The organism is Microbacterium sp. K24 (assembly GCF_004794465.1).
Lineage (GTDB): Bacteria > Actinomycetota > Actinomycetes > Actinomycetales > Microbacteriaceae > Microbacterium.
This window is the reverse complement of the sequence record NZ_SSDJ01000057.1, coordinates 1-14,473: the sequence shown is the minus strand read 5'-3', so window position 1 is coordinate 14,473 and position 14,473 is coordinate 1. Positions and strand designations below refer to the sequence as shown.

General features: G+C 68.4%; 12 protein-coding genes. 5 read left to right on the top strand and 7 right to left on the bottom strand.

Features of this window, described 5'->3' with window-relative positions:
- Positions 1 to 55 precede the first annotated feature (55 nt).
- A complete protein-coding gene (locus DW306_RS03575) occupies positions 56 to 1,525 on the top strand; it encodes an MFS transporter (RefSeq protein ID WP_136054274.1) in 1,470 nt (489 codons plus the stop codon).
- Here the strand turns inward: DW306_RS03575 and DW306_RS03570 are convergent.
- Positions 1,522 to 3,261: a sulfatase gene (locus DW306_RS03570; protein ID WP_136054273.1), complete on the bottom strand. Its 1,740-nt coding sequence runs from the start codon at positions 3,259 to 3,261 to the stop codon at positions 1,522 to 1,524. The genes DW306_RS03575 and DW306_RS03570 overlap by 4 nt on opposite strands.
- A 174-nt stretch (positions 3,262 to 3,435) precedes the next feature.
- Here DW306_RS03570 and DW306_RS03565 point away from each other — a divergent pair, with 174 nt between their 5' ends.
- Positions 3,436 to 4,026 (top strand): PadR family transcriptional regulator, encoded by a 591-nt coding sequence (locus DW306_RS03565; protein ID WP_136054272.1) that lies wholly within the window; start codon positions 3,436 to 3,438, stop codon positions 4,024 to 4,026.
- A 139-nt stretch (positions 4,027 to 4,165) separates the two neighbouring features.
- On the top strand, positions 4,166 to 5,506 hold the full coding sequence (locus DW306_RS03560; RefSeq protein WP_136054271.1) for an MFS transporter: 1,341 nt from the start codon (positions 4,166 to 4,168) through the stop codon (positions 5,504 to 5,506).
- A 78-nt stretch (positions 5,507 to 5,584) separates the two neighbouring features.
- Here the strand turns inward: DW306_RS03560 and DW306_RS03555 are convergent, their stop codons facing one another.
- The 5 genes from DW306_RS03555 to DW306_RS03535 form a co-directional block, all read right to left on the bottom strand.
- Positions 5,585 to 7,120: an alpha-N-arabinofuranosidase gene (locus DW306_RS03555; protein ID WP_136054270.1), complete on the bottom strand. Its 1,536-nt coding sequence runs from the start codon at positions 7,118 to 7,120 to the stop codon at positions 5,585 to 5,587.
- Between the two features lie 53 nt (positions 7,121 to 7,173).
- Positions 7,174 to 8,097, bottom strand: a complete 924-nt coding sequence (locus tag DW306_RS03550; protein WP_136054269.1) for a carbohydrate ABC transporter permease — start codon at positions 8,095 to 8,097, stop codon at positions 7,174 to 7,176.
- Positions 8,097 to 9,062: a sugar ABC transporter permease gene (locus DW306_RS03545; protein WP_240747042.1), complete on the bottom strand. Its 966-nt coding sequence runs from the start codon at positions 9,060 to 9,062 to the stop codon at positions 8,097 to 8,099. Before DW306_RS03545 ends, DW306_RS03550 begins: the two co-directional genes overlap by 1 nt.
- Positions 9,059 to 10,396 carry an extracellular solute-binding protein gene (locus DW306_RS03540; RefSeq protein WP_136054268.1) on the bottom strand — a complete coding sequence of 446 codons (1,338 nt, stop codon included), beginning with the start codon at positions 10,394 to 10,396 and terminating at the stop codon, positions 9,059 to 9,061. The genes DW306_RS03545 and DW306_RS03540 overlap by 4 nt, the downstream gene beginning before the upstream one ends.
- 142 nt (positions 10,397 to 10,538) lie before the next feature.
- On the bottom strand, positions 10,539 to 11,585 hold the full coding sequence (locus DW306_RS03535) for a LacI family DNA-binding transcriptional regulator (RefSeq protein WP_136054267.1): 1,047 nt from the start codon (positions 11,583 to 11,585) through the stop codon (positions 10,539 to 10,541).
- 80 nt (positions 11,586 to 11,665) lie between these two features.
- On the opposite strand from DW306_RS03535, the gene DW306_RS03530 reads away from it, so the two are divergent.
- The gene (locus tag DW306_RS03530; protein WP_136054266.1) at positions 11,666 to 12,925 is read left to right on the top strand and encodes an FAD-binding protein; all 1,260 of its coding nucleotides are present in this window, start codon (positions 11,666 to 11,668) and stop codon (positions 12,923 to 12,925) included.
- Between the two features lie 115 nt (positions 12,926 to 13,040).
- Here the strand turns inward: DW306_RS03530 and DW306_RS03525 are convergent, their stop codons facing one another.
- On the bottom strand, positions 13,041 to 13,886 hold the full coding sequence (locus DW306_RS03525) for an NAD(P)-dependent oxidoreductase (RefSeq protein ID WP_136054265.1): 846 nt from the start codon (positions 13,884 to 13,886) through the stop codon (positions 13,041 to 13,043).
- A 57-nt stretch (positions 13,887 to 13,943) separates the two neighbouring features.
- Here DW306_RS03525 and DW306_RS03520 point away from each other — a divergent pair.
- A partial coding sequence (locus DW306_RS03520; protein ID WP_136054264.1) for a LacI family DNA-binding transcriptional regulator occupies positions 13,944 to 14,473 on the top strand: 530 nt, incomplete at its 3' end.

Below are 14,473 nucleotides of genomic sequence, written 5' to 3'. Positions count from 1 at the left end.
GGGAGGAGTAAGACGGATGCCGGGGCCACGGCGTGCCCCTCGAGAGGGAGGCTCCATGTCCGCGTCCGACGTTTCCGTCAAGGAGGTCCGGTCACTCGTCCCCGCACGATTGGACCGGCTGCCGTGGTCGCGATTCCACTGGATGATCGTCGTCGGACTGGGGTTCTCCTGGATCCTCGACGGCCTCGAGGTGCAGATCGTCGCCGCGAACGGCTACGCGGCCACGCTCGGCATGGGCCCGGCGGAGGTGGGGCTGGCGGGCACGTGCTATCTGCTCGGGCAGGTGTTCGGCGCCCTCGTGTTCGGGCGGCTCACCGACCGCCTCGGACGGAAGAACCTGTTCCTCGTCTCGCTGGCCGTGTACCTGATCGGGTCCGCCGTCGCGGGGCTCGCCTTCGCGCCGTGGTTCTTCTACATCTGGCGGTTCGTCGCGGGTGCGGGCATCGGCGGCGAGTACGCGGCGATCAACTCGGCGATCGACGAGATCATCCCGGCGAAGTACCGCGGTCGTGTCGACATCGCGATCAACGGCACGTACTGGGGCGGTGCAGCTCTCGGCGCCGTGGCGAACGTGTTCTTCCTCAACACCGACATCCTTCCCGCCGACATCGGCTGGCGGCTCAGCTTCTTCCTCGGTCCCGTGCTCGGCGTGCTCATCATCTGGCTGCGCCGCCACATCCCGGAGAGCCCGCGCTGGCAGATGACGCACGGCCGCGAGGGGGCCGCCGAGCGCAACGTCGATGAGATCGAGGAGCGCATCCGCAACGAGGGCAAGACCATCCCTCCCGTGGACGAGTCGAAGGCCATCACGGTCAAGGAGTACGGCCGCGTCCCGTTCCTCGTGATCGTGAAGGTGCTGTTCAAGAAGTACCCCCGGCGCACCCTGGTCGGCATCACGATGATGGTGACGCAGTCGTTCCTCTACAACGCGATCTTCTTCACGTACGCGCTGGTGCTGGAGAACTTCTACGACACCCCACCCGCCTCCGCGTCGCAGTACTTCATCGTGTTCGCCGTCGGGAACCTCACCGGCGCACTGGTGCTCGGCCACTTCTTCGACACCTGGGGTCGACGGCGGATGCTGTTCGGCACGTACATGCTGGCGGGTCTCATCCTTCTCGTGAGCGCCTTCCTCTTCAACGCGGGAACGCTGAACGCGGCGACGCACACGGCGTTCTGGTGCGCGTCGTTCTTCTTCGCGTCGGCGGGGGCATCGGCGGCGTACCTGACGGTCAGCGAGATCTTCCCGCTCGAACTGCGCAGCCAGGTGATCTCGTACGTGTTCTCGATCGGGCAGCTCGTCGGCGCGGCGGCTCCGGTGCTGTACGGGGCTCTCATCGGAGAGAGCGCGGAGACGGGCGACCGGGGTCCGCTGTTCTGGGGCTATGTCCTGGGTGCGGCGATCATGATGTTCGGCGGCATCGTCTGCGGGATCTTCGGGGTGAGCGCCGCCGGCAAGTCGCTCGAGGACATCGCCGATCCGCTCTCGCTCGTGGCGTCGGAGGAGAAGAAGGAGAGCCCCTAGATGGCGGCGAGCTCGTCGGCGATGCGGTGCAGCTGCGGCACGGGCAGCCCGATGACGGCGGCGAGGTTGTAGAGGCTCGTGCTGCCCAGCATCCCGAGGATCTCGCTCTGACCGAGCATCGGCGCGTACCTCGTGACGACCTCGCGCGAGCGCGGGTGGGCCAGCAGCTCGGGGACCGAGGTCGCCAGTCCGAACGCTCCGCTGGCGAAGTCGTCCAGGGAGGGCAGGGGGAGGGCGGCGGCCGCGGCGCGGTCGCGCTGGGCGTGCACCAGCAGGTGCTCCTCCGTCGGGTCGCCGTCGATCGGGATCCCCAGGCGGAGGAATTGGCTCTCCGGCGCATCGTTCTCCCGGAGCAGGCGCGCGAGCAGGCGCAGCATCCGCAGTTCGAGGTCGGCGTCGTCGAGCGGATGCTCCTGCGCCGGGTCCTCCTGCAGGTCGAAGAGCAGCGTGCCGTAGGTGTACGGGTTGATCTGCGCGCGGCCGGTGAGCCGCAGCGGGCGGATCCCCTTCATGAACGAGAACGGCTCTGCCAGCTCGGCGCCCTGGAACTCGGCGGGGGCGAAGCGGCCGCGCATGTGCGTGGGCATGAGGGTGTACTCCTCGAGCGGGGCGTTCTCCGGGGTCGCGCACGCCCGCATGTAGACGTACCGTCCATCCGTGATGTTCACGTGCCCGCCGTGGATGCCGAAAAGTGCGCCGTCGCGTGTGACGGACGCGAGCGGCGCGCCCAGCATGTCGCCCGTCGGCGCGACGTCGAAGAAGTCCAGAAGGGTCGGCGCGATGTCGATGGTCTGCACGAGGCCGGCGTCGCGCTCGCCGGCGCGCTTCGTGCGGGGGTCCCACACGAACGCCGGCAGGTGCACGAGTTCGTCGAACCAGGGCTGTACGCTCTTCGCCCACCAGCCGTGCTCGCCGAGGAGGAAGCCGTGGTCGGTGTTGACGATGAGGAGGGTGTCGTCCCACATGTCGTGCTCGTCCATCGCATCGAGCACCCGCCCGAGCGAGCGATCGCACATGCTCACCAGGGCCTTGTACTCGAAGCGGGCATGCTCGACCTGGTCGGCGGACTCGGTGACCTTGGCATAGGGCGGCCAGTCGAACTCCGGACCGTCGTAGTCGTGCGGGTAGAGCTTCTTGTATTCGTCGTAGGTGAAGAAGGGCTCGTGGGGGTCGAAGCACTCGATCTGCACGAACCACTTGTCCGCGTCGGCGTTGGTCTGCAGGAACTCGACACCGGCGTCGAACGTCAGCGTCTGCGGGTGGTCGGCTTCGCGGCGCAGGTAGCCGCGGTTGATCGCGTCCTGGCGGTGCATCCTACCCTTGAAGCCGCCGGCCGAACCGTCGTCGCCGCCGACCTGCGCCTTCCACGGGTCGCCTTCCTGTCCGCGGAAGAACTCCCACGTCGTGTAGCGCGGGTGGTAGGTCGCTCCGCCGTCCTCCCAGTAGTGCGGGTGGTCGCTGGCGAGGTGGGTGTGGATGCCGTGCCGTCCGAGGATCTCGGGCATCGAATCGTCGAAGGGCTCGAGGGGTCCCCAGCTGCGGTGCAGGAAGTTGTGTCGCCCGGTGTGGAGTTCGCGTCGTGCCGGCATGCAGGGCATCGAGCCGGCGTAGAAGTTGTCGAACGTGACGGTCCGGTCGGCCAGTCGGCGGAAATTGGGCGCATCGATCTCATCGGACCCGTACGGCGGCAGCATGTGCCGGTTGAGGCTGTCGAACATGACCATGATGGCGCGCATCGTTGCGTCTCCCTCTGGCCGTCCGACGTTCAGACGACCATGACACTTGTGGAATAGAGTGAACCCACTCTGACACGGGGACGTGGACGTGTCAACGTCGCCGCGCGTTGACACCTCATGACACTTGTGTCATTCTTCGGGAATTCCGCACACCACCGACCTCGGACCGGACCCATGAAGCTAGAGCACCTCCTCCTCGGTCTCCTCGGCGAGATGCCGCGCACCGGGTACGAGATCAAGAAGTTCCTCGACACCCACGGTCGATTCCTCCGTTCGAACACGACGATGAGCCAGGTGTACCGCTCGCTCACCTCGATGACGGAGCGCGGATGGGTGGCGTACTCGGTCGATGAACGCGCGGGGGCGCAGGACGCGAAGATCTATCGCGTCACGCCCGAGGGGATGACCGTCTTCCGGGACTGGCTCGAGGGTCCCTACTCGCCGCCGAGCCGCTTCCAGGATCCCGAGTTCGCCGCGCGGCTCGGGTTCGCCGGCTACCTCACGCCCGAGCAGCTCATCGCCCTCGTCGAGGTCGAGCTCGAAGCGCGGCGCGACCAGGTCGCCAAGTACCGGTTCCGCGATCGTTCGATCGCGGAGGGCACGCCGGTCGAGTTCGATCGCGTCCTCGCCGCCGCCGTCGGCGAGCGGCTCCATCAGCACGGCACGCAGCAGATCGACCTGCACATCGCGCAGCTGGAGGAGCTCCGGCGAGAGCTGCTCGACGGTACGCTCCCCGTCCCGCAGCCGTCCGCCGCCGCGCGCTGATCCGGGGTTCGGCACTCCTCGCGTCCCTGGAACCCGACTGTTGACACGAGCATTCCACTAGTGGAGTATGTGTCCATTCCACTTGTGTAATGACTTGACGCGCTCGCCGTCGACCATTTCAATGACGAAAGGGACTCACATGAACACGGCCATCTCGGTGTCGACGGACCCTGCCGCCTCGCCGGCGCCGGCGAAGGTGAAGGGGCGCTGGCGCAACCTCTCGACCCTCATCGGCGTCACGGTCGTCGAGAGCGGCGAGGGCAGTCTCACCACCACGCTGTTCCCTGCGATCGCCAAGACCCTCGGCCTCGGCAACACCGAACTCGGGCTCCTCTCGACGCTCGGCCGCCTCGTCGGCGTCCCTTTCGGACCCTTCTGGGTCTGGTACGCGAATCGCACGACGCGACGCCAGGCGATCTTCGTCAGCACGCTGGTGAGCGGCGCCCTCGCCGTGGCATCCGGTTTCGCCGAGAACTTCCTCCTGCTCCTGCTGCTGCAGACGCTGCAGGCCGGTGCGGTGATCGGACTCACCCCGATCACGAATGCCGTGATCGCCGACTCCTTCGATGACAAGTCGCGCGGCCGCGCCGTCGGGATGCTCTACGGGATCTCGGCGATCCTCAGCTCCATCATCGGGCCCATCATCGGCCTGCTCTCGCTCTGGGACGCCGGATGGCGCTGGGGTTTCTGGGGCGTGGGTGCACTGCTGATCGCGACCGGCGTCCTCGTCCTGGTGCTGTTCCGCGAACCGGAGGTGGGCGCGGCGGACTACGGCGCGCAGGTCGCGCGGATCGAATACGCCCGCCCCCGCCTCAAGGATTCCCTCGCGCTGATGAAGATCCCGACCTTCAGCGTGATGATGGGCTCGAGACTGCTCTCCGGGCACCTGCTCATCGCGGTCTTCGGCGTGCAGTTCCTCGTCACCGAGCGCGGATTCGACAACGCCGTCGCCGCCATCGTGGCGCTGCCGTTCGGCATCGGATACTTCCTGGGCACCGTCGGCGGCGGGTTCGTCGTCTCGGCGCTCGACCGCCGCGGCGGGCCCAACGGTCGCGTCGTCTTCCTGCAGACGGCCCAGGTGCTGTTCGCGATCGTGGCGTTCTTCGCGACGCAGTTCGATGTCGCCTCGATCGGCTTCTACGCGGTGTTCTGGGGACTCATGGGAATCGCCCAGGGCCTCAACCCCGGGGTGAACCGACCGATCCTCATGTCGGTGATGGCGCCCGAGCTCCGTGCTCAGGGCTTCGTCATCTACCTGACGATCTTCGAGGTCATCGGATGGGCGGCGTTCACCTTCGTCGCCGGGGTCCTGGCCGACGCCTTCAGCCTGCAGGCGGTCTTCCTCTGGATCCTCGTGATCATGATGCTGGTGAACGCGGCATTCCTCGGACTGCTGTACCGCTTCTACCCGCGGGACCGGAAGCGCGTCGACGATCTGATCGCGAGCCGTCTCGTGGAGGATGCCGTCGGTCGCCGCTGATCCCGGTCGCCGCTGATCCCGGTCGCGAGAAGGCCCCGATACTTCGAAGTATCGGGGCCTTCTCGCGATTCGAACCGCCTAGCGGCGAGCGGCGTCGAGCTCGATCACCGACCACGACAGCGGAGGCAGCGTGGCGCGCACGGCGCCGTCGGCGACCGCGGCGCCGTCGAGCGGCACCATGTGCACGGTGTCGGGGGCGGTCTCGAGGTTCGCGGTGTGCCGATCGCCGCCCTCGGGGATCGTGAGCGTCTCGGCGCTCACGACCCGCAGGTCGCCGAGACCGTGCAGGTCGATCGTGAGGTCGCTCGACTCGTCGAGGGAGCGGTTCGCGACGAAGACGACGACCCGGCCGGTCGCCTCGTCCCAGGTCGCGGCCGCATCGACCGCGTCGACGCCGCCGTAGCGCTTCGTCTCGATCTGCGGCGCCGACACCGCGAGCCGCAGGATGCGGCCCTTGGCGAGGCGCGCCATCCTCTCGAACGGCCAGAAGCTCGTCTGCCGCCAGGCGGCCCCGCCCTCTTCCGAGCGGATCGGCGCGATCACGTTGACCAGCTGGGCCTGGTTCGCGATCTTCACCCGGTCGCCGTGGCGGAGGAGGCTGTTGAGCAGAGTGCCTACGACGACGGCATCCGTCACGTTGTACGTGTCCTCGATGAGGCGCGGATGCTGCTTCCACCCGGCCTTCGCGATCTCGACGGCCTCGACGTCGTTGTACTTCGTCTGGTCCCACACGTTCCACTCGTCGAACGAGATGTCGACCTGCTTGGTGTGCTTTCCGGCGACCTTGACCGCGTCGACGGTGGCGATGACGCCCTCGATGAAGGCGTCCATGTCGACGGATTCCGCGAGGAACGACTCGGCGTCTCCGTCGTGCTCCTGGTAGTACGCGTGCATCGAGACGAAGTCGACCTCGTCGTAGGCGTGCGTGAGCACCGTGTGCTCCCAGGTGCCGAAGGTCGGCATCGAGCGACCGGACGACCCCACCGCGACGAGTTCGATCGACGGGTCGACGAGCTTCATCGCCTTGGCGGACTCCTGCGCGAGCCGCCCGTACTCCGACGCGGTCTTGCCGCCGATCTGCCACGGCCCGTCGAGCTCGTTGCCGAGGCACCAGAGCTTGATGTCGAAGGGCTGCTCGGCGCCGTTCCTGCGGCGAAGGTCCGACCAGTACGTGCCGCCGGGGTGGTTCGCGTACTCGACGAGCGCGCGGGCCTCCTCGACGCCGCGGGTGCCGAGGTTGATCGCCTCCATCACCTCGACGTCGGCCTCCTTCGCCCAGTCCATGAACTCGTGCAGTCCGAAGGCGTTCGTCTCGATCGTGTGCCAGGCGCCGTCGATGCGCACGGGACGATCCTCGACCGGTCCGACCCCGTCCTCCCAGCGGTATCCCGAGACGAAGTTGCCGCCGGGATAGCGGATGACCGTCGGCCCCATCTCCTTCACGAGGGCGAGCACGTCCTGCCGGAATCCGCGGGCGTCGGCCTGCGGGTGGCCGGGCTCGTAGATGCCGGTGTAGACGCAGCGCCCCATGTGCTCGACGAACGACCCGAAGAGCCTCCGGGGGACGTCGGCGATCGTGAAGTCGCGGTCGATGGTGATGCGGGCCTGAGACATAGCTCTCCTCGTGAGTGGGCCTGGGGTGGGGAACGGATGCCGCGAGGGCAGGTCTACTGACCGCCGAAGCCGCTCGTCGCGACTCCCTTGACGATCTGCTTCTGGAAGATGAGGAACACGACGATCAGCGGAACGGCCGCGAGCACGGCCTGCGCCATGACCTGCGCGTACTGCACGCCGTAGGCGCTGATCACGGTCTGCAGCCCGACCGGCAGCGTCATCAGCGTGGTGTCGTTGATGACGAGGAACGGCCAGAGGAAGTTGTTCCACGCGGCGATGAACACGAAGATGCCGACGGACGCCATGATGGGACGCGACAGCGGCAGCACGATCGACCAGAAGATGCGCAGGCGGCTGGCGCCGTCGACGCGGGCGGCGTCTTCGAGCTCGATCGGGATCGCGTCGAAGAACCGCTTCAGGATGAACACCATCGCCGGCGCGACGACCTGCGGCAGGATGAGCCCCCAGTAGGTGTCGATCATGTTGAAGGCGAGCATCTGGTAGAACAGCGGGATGATCAGCACCTGCGGCGGCACCACGATCGAGGCGATGATGACGACGAACAGCCACTTGCGCCCGGTGAAGTCCAGGCGCGAGAAGGCGTAGGCGGCCAGGGCCGAGATCGTCAGGGTGATCAGCGTGATGGCGATCGACGTCCACAGGCTGTTGAGCGCCCAGGTGTAGACGTTGCCCTGCGACAGGATCGCCGTGAAGGCGTCGGTCGTGGGACCGCTCGCGCCGATCCATCCCGGATCGCCGGACGCGGCATCCGTCTCGGTCTTGAAGGCGGTCGCGACCGCCCACAGGAACGGCAGCAGCCAGCCGATCGCGAGCAGCAGCAGCACGACGAAGGCGACGATGCGGAGCGGACCGAACGGCTTCTGTCCCGGGAGGTGGGCGCGGCGGGGCTTGCCGGCGTCGGCGGTGGTGATCGCCTCGGTGTGGGTGGCGGGGGATGCGACAGTGGCGGTGGACATCAGAACTGCTCCTTCCGGCGACGCGTGATGAGCGCCTGCGCGACGCCGAGGATGACGATGAGGGCGAAGAACACATAGGAGATGGCGGCCGAGTAGCCGAACCGGTAGCTGACGAATCCGGCCTCGTAGATGTACTGCACGATCGAACGGGTGGTGTCGCTCGCGACCCCGCCGAGCATCTGGTACGCCTGATCGAACAGCTTGAGCGAGGCGAGGATCTGCAGGATGAGGATCAGCACCGTGGCCGGGCCGAGCTGAGGAAGCGTGATCGACCAGAACTGCCGCCAGGCGCCGGCGCCGTCGAGGGATGCCGCCTCGTATTGCTGCGGCGGGATGTTCTGCATCGCCGCGAGGTATAGCAGGAAGTTGAAGCCGACGGTCCACCACACGGTCGCGATCACGATGGAGATCATGTTCGTGTCGGGATTCTGCAGCCACGCCAGCGGCTCCAGCCCGAAGAATTCGAGGATGTTGTTGGCCGCGCCGACCTGCGGGTTGAAGATCCACACCCAGATCTGGGAAATCACGGTCGAGGCGAGCAGGAACGGCATGAAGAACGACAGCCGCCACAGCCATTGGCCGGGGATGCCGCGATCGACGAGAGCCGCCATGACGAGGGCGATCACGACGAGCGGCACGGTGGAGAGCAGCGTGAACCACACCGTGTTGCCCATCGACTGCCACATCTTCGGGTCGCCGAGGGCCTCGGCGTAGTTGGCGAAGCCGACGAAGGCTCCGCCGGCGCCGGTCAGCGACTGGTCGGTGAAGCTGAGGATGATGCCGTGGATGATCGGCCAGACCAGGAAGAGCAGGAAGGCCACCAGAAACGGGGCGAGGAACGCCCAGCTGATGAGCTGCTCGCGGTTGCGGGATCCGGCGCGGCGGCCGCGGGGCGTGGTCTTCGATCCGGTGACGATCGTGCGGGTGGAGTCGGTGGCGCTCATGGAGGTCGCTGAGGTGGTCATGATCCGAACGTCCCTTCGGGATCGGCGGGGTTCGGCTGTCGGAGGAGCGTGTTCACGCGGGCTTCGAACCGGTCGATCGCGGCGGCCGGGTCGTCGCCGGAGAGCAGCACGTTCTGCACGGCGGCGCCGAACTCGCCCTGGAAGTTCGAGCCGGAGCCGGTGAACCAGGCCGTCGGGTCGTAGACGACGTACTGCGCGGCTTCGGCGTAGTTGGCCTGCGGGACGAGATCGGCGTACTCGGGCGATTCCGTGACGGGCAGGAACGCGGGGATGTGGCCGGCCTCGGCCCAGCCGAAGGAGTTCTTCAGCATGTCGGCGACGAAGTCATAGGTCAGCGTGCGGCGGACCGGGTCGGCGTTGGTCTGGTGGGGGAGCACGAACGAGTGCGAGTCGGCGTAGACCGCTGGCGTCCCGAACAGGGTCGGGATCATCGTCGCGTCGAACGGGAGTTCGGCGGCCTGCATCGTGCGCAGCTCCCAGACGCCGGTGAACAGCATCCCGCTCTTGCCCGTGGCGAACTCGGCGATCGCGCTGCCGTAGTCGGCCTGGGCGAGCGCGATCTCGCCGTCGAGGAGGGTGCGCATGAGCGACAGCGACTCGACGGCGACATCCTTGTCGATCACGGCGGGACCGCCGGGCGGCAGCTCGATGGCACCGCCGTGCTGCGTATAGAAGGTGTAGAAGAGCCGCCACATCTGGGCGCCGTCGCCGAGGTAGCCGTACGAGAGCGCGTGGCCCTCGGCCGTGCCGCCGACCGTGCGCAGCTGGTCGAGGAACTCCTCGGGGGAGGACGTCTCCTGGAGCTTGCCGTCGCTGTCGAGCACGCCGGCCGCATCGCAGATGTCGGTGTTGAACATCATCACGAACGGGTGGGCGTCGAGTGCGACGCTGTACATGCCCTCGCCGACGAAGCCCTTCTCCCAGATCGGCTGGGGGAAGGTCGACTCGTCGATGCCGCGCGAGGCGAGCTCGTCGAGGTCCCACCGGTCGAGCAGTCCGCCGGGCGCCCAACCGACCGTGCGGGTCGCGTGCATGATCGCGACGTCGGGAGCGCGACCGCCGGCCCCCGCCATGGCCAGCTTCGTGTAGTACGGCGTGCCCCAGGCGAGCACGGTGGGGCGGATGCGGAACGCGCTCTGCGCGCCGTTCACCTCGTCGAGCAGCTGCGACATGGTGACACCGTCGCCTCCGCTGAGCAGGTGCCAGAACTGCAGCGTCTGGGTTGCGGAGCCAGAGACGGCGCCGGGAGCGCAGCCGGCGAGCAGGGCCGTGCCGGCGGCCACCGAGGCGGCGGCCAGGAACTGCCTGCGGGACAGATCGAGTGGGGGCGTCATCGTCACTCCTTCGTGACCGTGGGTGGACGCCTCATCATTACATCGATGTAATCGACGCGCAAGAAGCAGCGAGACTTTCGAATCGCGCAACTGGTCGCTTTGTCGCCGAAGAAGCGACCAGTTGCGCGATTCGAAGGCGGGCTCAGGGGCGGTAGCCGCGGGGACGGCCGTCGGTGCTGGCACGCTCGAGCAGATGGTGCGACAGGGTGAGCGCGCGCGGCGGGGTGCTGCGATCGTCCATGCGGGACTCGAGCAGACCCAGTGCGGCCTCCGCGAACGCGCGGCGGTCGAAGGCGACCGACGTCAGGGAGGGGGAGGTGTACTTCGAGAACTCGACGTCGTCGAACCCGGTGACCAGCACGTCGTCGGGCACGCGGATGCCATGATCATGCAGTGTGTGCAGCGCTCCGAGCGCCAGGGAGTCGGTGAGGGCCACGATCCCGTCGAACGCGACTCCGCGGGCGAGCAGCGTGCGCGCGGCATCCGCTCCTCCGGCCATCGACCAGGGCAGCCGATTCACCTCGAGAGCCGGATCCCGCGCAATGCCGGCATCGCGCAGGGCGTCGTGGATGCCTTCGAGTCGCAGGCGGCTGGTCGCCGTCGCGACGGACGGGTCGTCGTCGGCGCCGACGACCGCGATCCGCGTGGCTCCGCGCGAGAGCAGATGACGGGTGGCGTCTGCGGCGGCGAGACGGCTGTCGATGCGCACGTGGTCGGCGCGATTCTGCTCGACCTCGCCGATCACGACCAGCGGCGGCAGCCGGTCGGAGTACTTGATGACGCTGTCCTCGAGACGGATCGGATTGAGGATCAGCCCGTCGACGAGGTGTGCCCTGGCCCGCGAGACGAGTTCCTTCTCGCGCTCGGGCACCGAGGCGGTCTCCTCGATCTGCACGGCCAGACCGCGTTCGTGGGCGGCCTCGACGATGCGGTGCATGAGCTCGGCGGAGAAGGCGGTGGCGAGGTCGGGAAGGGCGACCGCGATGATGCCCGAGCGGCCTTTGCGGAGGCCCCGCGCGCTCAGATTCGGCACGAAATCGAGCTGCATCATCGCCGACTCGACCCGGGCGCGGGTCTCCTCCCGCACCGACACCGTGCCGGTGACGACGTTCGACACGGTCTTGATCGACACCCCGGCGAGAGCGGCGACATCCTTCATCGTCGCGCGTGGCGGGAGCGTCGCAGTCATCCGGTCAGCCTACTGGCGGAGCATCGTCGACGACAGGACTACATCGTTGTAGCGATCCGTGGCCTGGCTATCATGGCGCCATGGGCATCGAACGCAACTGGGCGGGCAACCTCACGTATCGCGCATCACGGCTGGAGCATCCGTCGTCGGTCGATGAGCTGGCCGCGCTGCTCGCACAGGGCGGTCCGGTGCGGATGCTGGGATCACGACACGCCTTCAACGACCTCGCCGACACCGACGGCACGCTCATCGCCCTCGACGCCCTCGCCCCGGTATTCGAGGTGAACGACGCGCGCGACGCGGTCCGGGTCTCGGGAGCGCTCCGCTACGGCGACATCGCCCCGCAGCTGGAGGCCGAAGGTCTCGCCCTCGCGAACCTCGCCTCCCTCCCGCACATCTCGGTCGCCGGAGCCGTCACCACCGGCACGCACGGCTCGGGTGACACGATCGGCTCGCTCGCGAGCGCCGTGCGCGGCCTCACGATCGTGACGCCGGCCGGCGAGACGCGGACACTCCGCCGCGGCGACGCCGACTTCGACGGCGCTGTCGTGAGCCTCGGGGCGCTCGGCGCCGTCGTCGACGTCACGCTCGACGTCGAGCCGACCTATGAGATCGCGCAGCACGTGTTCGAGCATCCGGACTGGGACGCCATCCTCCGGGACTTCGACGACGTGACCGGCGGCGGCACCAGCGTGAGCATCTTCTCGACCTGGCAGCGCACGGACATCGCCGATCAGATCTGGGTCAAGCAGCGCCTTCCCGAGGCGCACGAGCTGGCGCGCGAGTCGCTGTTCGAGCGACTCGGCGCCGAGGCCGCCCAGGGTGAGCGGCATCCGATCCTCGGCGTCGACCCGATCGCCTGCACGGCACAGCAGGGCGTCGCCGGCCCGTGGTTCGAGCGGCTGCCGCACTTCCGGCTCGAGTTCACGCCCTCGGCCGGAGCCGAGATCCAGACGGAGTACCTCGTGCCCCGCGCTGACGCGGTCGCCGCGATCCAGGCCGTGCGCACCCTCGCCGGGCAGATCGCCCCGCTGCTGCTCGTCAACGAGATCCGCACCGTGCGCGCCGACGAGCTCTGGCTGAGCTCGTCGTTCGAGACCGATGCCGTCGGCATCCACTTCACCTGGAAGCCGGAGGAGGACGCCGTCCGCGCACTGCTGCCGACGATCGAAGCGGCCCTGCCGCCGACGGCCCGCCCGCACTGGGGCAAGGTCGCAACTCTCGACGGCGCCGAGGTGCGCTCGCGGTACCCGCGCTTCGACGACTTCGCCGCCCTCGCCGCCCGCTTCGACCCCGAGCGCCGGCTGGTCAACCCGTACCTGGAGCGCCTGGGGCTGTAGTCGGGTTCCGGTCGCAGTTTCGGCCGGCACGCGTCCTTCCGGTCGCAGTTTCGGCCGTCACGAGCGTCCCGGAGCGGCAAGAACTGCGACCGGAAGCAGGCTGGAGCGGCGTCGGTCAGACGTGGTCACGCCAGGAATGCTGCGGATCGAACCCGAGCACGCGCCGGGCCTTGTCGATCGACAGCAGGGTCTCGTTCGGACCGAACTCGCCCTTCACCGGCACGTCGGGGAACACCTCGGCGAGCAGTTCGGCGTTCGGCCGCGTCATCACGGTGTCGGCCGCGGCGATGATGAACCGGTCGAACCCGGGAGCCGCGTTCTCGAGCGCACGCTGCACGGCCTGGGCCCCGTCGCGGGCGTCGATGTAGCCCCACAGGTTCCACTTCCGCGCGAGCGCGTCGGCGTCGAAGTCCGGGAAGGCCGCGTAGTCCTCAGGATCCATCACGTTCGAGAAGCGCAGCGCCGTGATCGACACCTCCGGGTGCCAGCGCACGAGCTCGGTCGCCATGTGCTCCTCGAGCGTCTTGACGAGCGAGTACACCGATTCCGGGCGGGCCGGATAGTCCTCGTCGACCGGCACGTAGGGCGGCGGCACATCGAACGGCAGGCCGAGCACCGTCTCGCTCGACGCGTAGACGATGCGACGGATGCCGAGACGCACGGCCGCCCAGAACACGTTGAACGTGGCGGGCATGTTGTTGTGGAACGTCGCGACATCGGAGCGGATGCCGGGGGCCGGGATCGCGCCCAGATGCACGACCGCGTCGATGCCGTCATGCCGGTCGCCCACCGCCGTGAAGGCGTCGACGACCTGCCCGTAGTCGGTGAGGTCGACCTGGACGAAGTCCGGGCCGCGGCTGCCCGCGACGTCCATGCCGATGACGTCGTAGCCGTTCGACCTGAGTTCGCGTGCGACGACGCGGCCGAGCTTGCCGGATGATCCCGTGAGAGCGATGCGCATGTCTCCAGAGTGGCACGACTGCGAGCCGAGGAGGCCGGCCGTCGTACACTCGTCGGCGTGAGTGAGTCGCGCAGCACCCCCGGTCGTACGGTCGGCGTCCGCGATGTCGCCGCGCTCGCCGGGGTGTCGAGGCAGACCGTGTCGCGGGTGCTCAACGACCACCCCGACGTCGCGCCCGAGACCCTCGAGCGCGTGCAGGCGGCGATGGCCGAGCTCGGCTATCGGATGAACAACGCCGCCCGCGCCCTGGGCACCCGCCGCTCCCGCACGCTCGGCGTGCTCGCCTCGGATGCGCTGCAGTACGGGCCGTCGCGCAGCATCGCCGCGCTCGAGGCGTCGGCGCGCAGGGCGGGGTATTGGGTGAGCGCCGCGTTCGCGGATGCGGGGGATGCCGAGGCCGTGGTCTCGGCGGTGGATCACCTCATCGCCCAGGGGGTCGAGGGGATCGTCGTCGTCGCCCCTCACGCGCGCACCCTCGAGGCGCTCGACGACCTGCGGATCGGCGTGCCGGTCGTCACACTGCACTCGGCCGGCCACGGCGCGCGCGGCCTCTCGGTCGACCAGGCCGCCGGTGCCCGGCTCGCCGT